Origin of the sequence: Kitasatospora sp. NPDC048365, assembly GCF_043200835.1 — a bacterium.
GTDB classification, from domain to species: domain Bacteria; phylum Actinomycetota; class Actinomycetes; order Streptomycetales; family Streptomycetaceae; genus Kitasatospora; species Kitasatospora terrestris.
The window spans coordinates 22,726-29,166 of sequence record NZ_JBICYJ010000072.1 but is presented as its reverse complement, the minus strand read 5'-3'; the positions used below and the strand labels follow the sequence as shown (position 1 = coordinate 29,166).

Sequence of the window (6,441 nt, the reverse complement as noted above, 5' to 3'; positions counted from 1 at the left end):
ACCCTCGACCCCGCCGGGATCAGCGCCGACTACGACGCCGGCGTGCTGACCCTCAGGATCCCGGTCGCCGAGAAGGCCAAGCCCCGCAAGATCGCAATCAGCCACAACGGCACCCGCAAGCAGATCCAGGCCTGACCGGCCACCGCATGACGGGGCTGTCCCGCAGGGCGTCTCTCCCCAGTCTCGCCACGGGACAGCCCACCCCGCCCCCTCCAGGAACCCGTGTCGCGACCGAGCCGACAGCGGAGACCGCCATGTACGACCGGAAGACAGCCGCCGTCGTCACCGCGACCGGCGAGATCGACCTCGACACAGTCCCCGCGCTGCGGCGTCAACTGGACGCCGCCCTGCGGGAGCACAGCGAGGTGGTGCTCGACCTGTCCGGTGTCGAGTTCATGGACTGCCACGGCCTGGGCGTCATCATCCAAGCCCGCAACCAGGCCGACCGCAGCGGCGGACGCCTGGTCCTGCGCGGGGCAGGCCCCCAGGTCCTGCGGCTGCTCCGGCTGACCGGCGCCGAACGGCGCCTCTGCCCCGCCCCCTGACGGCCGTGCCGGCGAATGCCCGCCCGCGGGCGGGCAGGAGACCGGCCGTGACCGCACCCGCAGCGACGACGGCCCTCCGCGGCGGCCAAGCGCGTGCCGAGGCGAGCTCCCCAACTCGGAGTGTGCGCACTGCCTGATCGACTGTCAGTGAAGCTCGGAAACCGGGCACATGGGTCCAGGTAGGGCACCCGGGCCACCTCGCCACTCCCCCACGTAGCAGGGAGGGGCCGCCCGCCCCGGTCGAAGCGCGCCGCCGATTCTGAAGCGTGCGATACATCTGGTGAAAATATAAGCTTATCTGTATGTTCTGTTCCACCCCTGCAGGGTTCCTCAGGCATCCCCCACAGCCGAGAGTTGGAGGCCCCATGTCCTTCGGAAACCCCGCCCGTCGCCGCACCGGCCGCGCGATGCTCGCCACCGCCCTGGCAGCCACGGCGGTGCTGTCGCTGCCGGCGGTCGCGGAAGCGAAGGTGACGCGCCACCGCCAAGGAAGCGCGAGCGACGTCAGCCGTGCCTCCTGGAGCGGCCCGGCCTACACGATGAACGGCTCGGGCGCGATCGTCCCGGCGACCATGACCAAGGCCGTGGACGCCGTCAGAGGCGGCAGCGGAAGCATCAACGTCACGGTGCTGGCGGCATCCGCGGCGTCCGGCAGCCCGACCCCGGAGTGCGACGTGATCATGGGTCTGCCGAACGTCAACTCCTGCACCACCTACGTCCTCACGTCGACCCAGGACGCGTCGAACTCCCAGGTGAACACCGACGTGCGGAACTCGGAGTTCGTCTATTTCGCCGGTGGCAACCAGTGCAACTACGCACGCTGGAAGGGCACCCCGCTCCAGGCGTCGGTGCAGTCGGTCGTGGCGAAGGGCGGCGGCGTCGGCGGGGGCAGCGCGGGTCACCACATCAACAGCTCGGTCGTCTACGACGCCTGCACCGCGAGCACGGACTCCGCGACCGCCCTCGCCAACCCCTACGACCGGAGCGTCACCTTCACCACCGGCATGTTCAGCTGGCCGAACTACGGCGACACCGTCAACGACTCCCACTTCGTCACCCGCGACCGCATGGGACGCACCATGGCGTTCGTCGCCCGGGCCGTGAAGGACGGCCTGACGGGGTCCGGCAAGGCCTGGGGCGTGGGTGTCGAGGAGGGCGGCTCCCTCTTCATCGACAAGAACGGCCTGGCGACGCTGTCCGCGAAGGACGCATACGTCGTGCTCGGCGACCACCAGCCCGAGCAGGCGGTCTCCGGCAGGCCGCTCACCTTCTCGAACTTCAAGATCTGGCACCTGACACCGGGCAGCACCTACGACTTCGCGAACCGTCCAACCTGCGGGTACTACACCCGCAGTGTCGTCAACGGTGTCCCGGACTCCAACCTTTACTCCGGTACGCCCGTCTGCTGACCCTCAGCCCCCACCCGGGCGGTCCGCCGAATCGTCCGTCAGGTGAGGCCGGTGCGGGTGGCGATCTCTTCGCTGTGCCGCATGTGCTCGTGGGCACGGTCGCCGAGCTCCGATATGAGGCCGGCGACCACGCTCTCGACCACCGCCAGGGTGGGCACCAGGCTGTCGTACGGGGACGGGGCTCCGACCTGGCTGGAGAAGACGACTTCCGCGTGGGTGCTCACCGGGGAGAGCCAGGTGTCGGTGAAGAGGATCACGCGTCCTCCCGCTTCCTTGACCAGCTCGGCGACGGTGACCTTGTCCTCCTCGTAGCGCCGGTAGTCGAAGACGACGAGGACGTCGCGGCGCGCGAGCGAGGAGAGCAGGGCAGTGCGCTCCACAGCCCGGTCGGGGAGGAAGCGGACGTTGTCGCGCACCTGCATCAGGTGCAGTCCGAGGTACTGGGCGAAGAGGTTGGTGAAGCGGCCGCCGGCGAGGGTGATGCGCCGCTTGGGGTCGGCGAGGAGCTGCACCGCGCGCTCGAGGTCGTGCGGGGTGACCTCGGCCAGGGTGCGGTCGACGGCCGCGGTGAAGACCTCGCGGCCGTGGGCGAGGAGCCCGGCCGCTCCGGCTTGCACGTCGGCGGAGTCGGATCCGGCGGCCTTGTAGTTGCCTGCGCTGTAGAGGGTGACGGGCGAGGCGTGGCGTTCGTCGAGCTCCGTGCGCAGCGCCGCCTGGAAGTCGGGGAAGCCGCGGTAGCCGAGGCGGTTGACGAACCGGATGACGGTGGGGGCGCTGACGTCGGCACGCTCGGCGAGGGTGGCGATGGTCTCGAATCCTGCGGCCGGCCAGCCTGCGAGCAGGATCCTGCCGACCTTGCGCTCGGCGGGGCTGCAGTCGCCGAGCCGTTGGCGGATGTCCTCGGCGAGCGTGACGGTGGGCATGGGCGGGGTTCCCTTCCCGGTCTGCGGGCGGATCGTCGGTGGTGCTCGATGGATCGTGTCTCCGCAGCCTAGCGAAGTGCCGGACTGCGGAGATCACTGAGCGGGGCGGCTCGTACGGCGCGGGGCCGCCGGGCCGTCAGCCGCCGGCGGGGTGGATGCCGACCTGGAGGTCGGCGAAGCTCGCGGTGGTGGTGCCGTCGGTGGTCCAGGCGCGGGTGTCGCCGCGCTTGCGGAAGAGTGCCTCGAAGGTGGGGCCGGTTTCGAAGGTGCCGGCGGTCGCGGTGCGCTGGGCGGTGGTGGCGGTGAGTGCTCGGGCGGTGCCGGAGAAGGAGTAGGGGACGCCGTCGGGGTTGTCGACGGAGTAGAACGCGTCGTGGTTGGCGGGCACGGCGGTGGCGGTGGAGGCGGTGAGGGGCTTCTTGCCGTCGGCGGCGTGGACGTGCCAGGTGCGCAGGTCGTAGTGGTCGCCGTCGGTGAGGTAGCTGTAGCGGACGCCGTCGATCGCCCAGTGCCCCTGGACGGTGCCGGTGCGGGCCGAGCGCAGGTCGAAGACGGAGACGCCGTGGGTGCCCAGGACCCGCAGGCTCTCGGCGTGGGTGCCGGCGTGCTCGACCTCGATCGCGGTGTTCTCGTCGAGGGCGAAGACGCGCTGGTGGCCGGTGTCGGCCGCCAGGCGGATCGCGCGTCCCTCCCGGCCGTAGGTGCCGGTGTGGGTGTCGAGCAGGCCGGCGTCGAAGATGCCGAAGCCGCCCTGGGGGATGTAGCCGAGGCGGGTGGGGTCCTCGAAGTAGCCGGGGGCGCTGCCGTCGCGCAGCGCCTGGTAGCTGTCGCCGCCGCTGACCATGTCGGGGCCGGAGGCGATCTGTGCGCCGGCGCTGGAGCCCGCGACGACGGCGCCGGCGGCGAGCTTGCGGCGGATGGCGGCCATCACCTTGGAGTCGGTGTGGGCATCGCCGTGCAGGAGGCTGGTGATGTACCGGTACTGGTCGCCGCCGCCGAAGAAGAAGCCGGTCATCGACTCGACCTGGGCGACGACGGCGTCGGAGTCGGCTGCGTCGACGTGCTCGATGTCGACGGGCACCCACTGGGCGTCGGCCGCGCCGTAGTGCTTGAAGAGGTCCGCGTAGTAGAGACCGTTGCAGTGCGAGTTGGAGCAGGCGTCGGGGTCCGCGGCGTCGGGGTCCTGGCTCTCGGGGACGGAGGCGGCGGTCAGGACGCCGATGCGTGCCTTTCCGATGCCGCCGGCCTTGTGGATGATTTCGCCGTAGATCTCGCTGTTGCCGTCCTTGAGGCCTCCGCCGACGAGGATCAGGGTGCCTCCGGCCTCGGCGGGCCGGGCGCCGGCGGTCTGAGCGGTCGAGGCGAGGACGGTCAGTGCGGCCGCGAGGGCGAGAGCGGTCCGCCCGCAGCGGGTGCGGAGGTATCGGTTCATCCGGGAGCTCCATGGGGTCATGTGAGGGAACCGTGCGTCGCCGGGTGTGCGCCCGAGGGCGGCGCACACCCGGCGATGGGTGGCCGGGGCGGGTGAGGCAGGCAACCCGCCCGGGCCGGTCGTGGGGCCGGCGGGCCCGTGGGCGACGGGCGTGGTGTCAGCGGCGCCCGAGGCGCTCGGTGAGCGTGGCCAACAGGGCGATGCGGCCCGGAGCGCTCACGATGTCCAGCCACTCCTCGGGGGTGTGGTCGGCCCCGCCGACGGGGCCGAGGCCGTCGAGGGTGGGGATGCCGAGGCCGGAGGTGAAGTTCGCGTCACCGACACCGCCCGTGGACGCGCCGTGGATCTGCAGGCCGAGATCGGCGGCGGTGCGCAGCGCGACGGCGAGGACTGCCGCCGCCTCGCAGGTGTGCTCCATGGGCGGGCACAGGTCCAGTTGCTCGACCCGGGCGGTGGTGCCCTCGACGACGGTGCGGGCGGCGGCTGTGCGGATCTCGGCGATCGCGGTGTGCAGGCCGGCGGTGGTGGCGGCCCTGACCTCGACCTGGAGCTCGGCCTGGGGGCAGACGATGTTGGTCCGGGTCCCCGCCCGCACCACGCCGACGTTCAGGGTGACCCCTGGCCAGCGGCCGTTGAGGGCCTGCAGGGCGACCACCAGGTGGGCAGCGGCGAGCGCGGCGTTGGCGCCCCGCTCGGGCTCGATGCCGGCGTGGGCGGCCCGGCCGGTGACGGTGATCAGCAGGTCGGCGACGCCCTTGCGTTCGATGACCAGGTCGCCGTTCTCGCGGGCGCACTCCAGGCCGAGGGCGACGTGCGCCCCGGCCGCGATGCGCTCGGTCACCGGACGGCTGGCCGGCGAGCCGACCTCCTCGTCGGGGGTGGCCAGGACGACGAGTTCGGCGAACGCCATCCGGCCGTGCCGGGTGAGGAGTTCGGCTGCGGTCACGCCGGCCAGGAGGCCGCCCTTGTCGTCGCTGACGCCGGGCCCGTGGGCCAGGGTGCCGCTGGTACGGAACGGGCGGGCGGCGGCGGTGCCGTCTTCGAAGACGGTGTCCATGTGCCCGACCAGGACGATCCGCGCTCCCCCGTCCTCCACCGGCACGGAGCCGGTCAGTCTGGCGACGAGGACGTCCCCGAAGCGGCGCCCTTCCACCGCCGCGGGTGTGATGCGCTCGGTGCTGAATCCGATCGAGCGCAGGCGCTCCTCGAACCAGTCGGCGACCCGGTTCACGCCGTCGGCGTTGTAGGACCCGGAGTCGATCGAGACGAGGTGGGCCAGGTCGGTGAGGTAGCGGGGAAAGACTTCCTGCGCGGCGGCCGACAACTCGGCCGCGGCCGTGCGGTGCGCCTGGTCGGCGGGGGCGCTCACAGGACCTTGGAGAGGAACGCCTTGGTGCGCTCCTGTTCAGGGTCGACCAGGACCTTGCGCGGGTCGCCGGCCTCGACGACGACGCCCTCGTCCATGAACACGGCCGTGTCGCCGACCTCGCGGGCGAAGCCGATCTCGTGGGTGACCACGACCATGGTCATGCCGTCGGCGGCGAGGTCGCGCATGACGTCCAGGACGTCGCCGACCAGCTCGGGGTCGAGCGCCGAAGTGGGCTCGTCGAACAGCATCAGCTTCGGCTTCATGGCCAGAGCCCGGGCGATGGCCACGCGCTGCTGCTGGCCTCCGGACAGCTGCGCCGGGTAGTGGTCGGCGCGGTCGCCGAGGCCCACCCGGTCCAGGAGCAGCTGCGCCTCGGCGCGGGCGGTCGCCGTGTTCACCTTGGCGACCCGCACCGGCGCCTCCATGATGTTCTGGAGAGCGGTCAGGTGGGGGAAGAGGTTGAAGCGCTGGAAGACCATGCCGATCTCCCGGCGGCGCTCGGCGACCTCCGACTCGCGCAGTTCGTGCAGGCGGTTGCCGGCCTGCCGGTAGCCGACCAGGTCGCCGTCGACGGACAGGCGGCCGCCGTCGACCTTCTCCAGGTGGTTGATGCAGCGCAGGAAGGTGGACTTGCCCGAGCCGGACGGGCCGAGCAGGCAGCAGACCTGGCCGCGTTCGACGGTGAGGTCGATGCCCTTGAGGACCTCGAGCTTGCCGTAGTGCTTGCGCACGCCCTGGGCGTGCACCATGGGCTGGGCCATCG

7 protein-coding genes are annotated in these 6,441 nt (G+C 71.7%); 3 read left to right on the top strand and 4 right to left on the bottom strand.

Annotated elements, in window-relative coordinates; all coding sequences use genetic code 11:
* The 3 genes from ACGFX4_RS39400 to ACGFX4_RS39390 form a co-directional block, all read left to right on the top strand.
* A partial coding sequence (locus tag ACGFX4_RS39400) for an Hsp20/alpha crystallin family protein (RefSeq protein WP_393085652.1) occupies positions 1 to 135 on the top strand: 135 nt, incomplete at its 5' end.
* A 119-nt stretch (positions 136 to 254) separates the two neighbouring features.
* Complete coding sequence (locus ACGFX4_RS39395; protein WP_393085646.1) at positions 255 to 545, top strand: STAS domain-containing protein; 291 nt, start codon at positions 255 to 257, stop codon at positions 543 to 545.
* Positions 546 to 910: 365 nt separating this feature from the next.
* Positions 911 to 1,954 (top strand): hypothetical protein, encoded by a 1,044-nt coding sequence (locus ACGFX4_RS39390; protein WP_393085644.1) that lies wholly within the window; start codon positions 911 to 913, stop codon positions 1,952 to 1,954.
* A 38-nt stretch (positions 1,955 to 1,992) separates the two neighbouring features.
* On the opposite strand, the gene ACGFX4_RS39385 is transcribed toward ACGFX4_RS39390, so the two are convergent.
* The 4 genes from ACGFX4_RS39385 to ACGFX4_RS39370 form a co-directional block, all read right to left on the bottom strand.
* Positions 1,993 to 2,877 (bottom strand): MurR/RpiR family transcriptional regulator, encoded by an 885-nt coding sequence (locus ACGFX4_RS39385; protein WP_393085642.1) that lies wholly within the window; start codon positions 2,875 to 2,877, stop codon positions 1,993 to 1,995.
* 136 nt (positions 2,878 to 3,013) lie between these two features.
* Positions 3,014 to 4,309 (bottom strand): cyanophycinase, encoded by a 1,296-nt coding sequence (locus ACGFX4_RS39380; protein WP_393085640.1) that lies wholly within the window; start codon positions 4,307 to 4,309, stop codon positions 3,014 to 3,016.
* Between the two features lie 157 nt (positions 4,310 to 4,466).
* Positions 4,467 to 5,678, bottom strand: a complete 1,212-nt coding sequence (locus ACGFX4_RS39375; RefSeq protein WP_393085638.1) for a M20/M25/M40 family metallo-hydrolase — start codon at positions 5,676 to 5,678, stop codon at positions 4,467 to 4,469.
* Positions 5,675 to 6,439, bottom strand: coding sequence for an amino acid ABC transporter ATP-binding protein (locus ACGFX4_RS39370; RefSeq protein ID WP_393085636.1), 765 nt, complete (start codon positions 6,437 to 6,439; stop codon positions 5,675 to 5,677). Before ACGFX4_RS39370 ends, ACGFX4_RS39375 begins: the two co-directional genes overlap by 4 nt.
* Between the last annotated feature and the right edge of the window lie 2 nt (positions 6,440 to 6,441).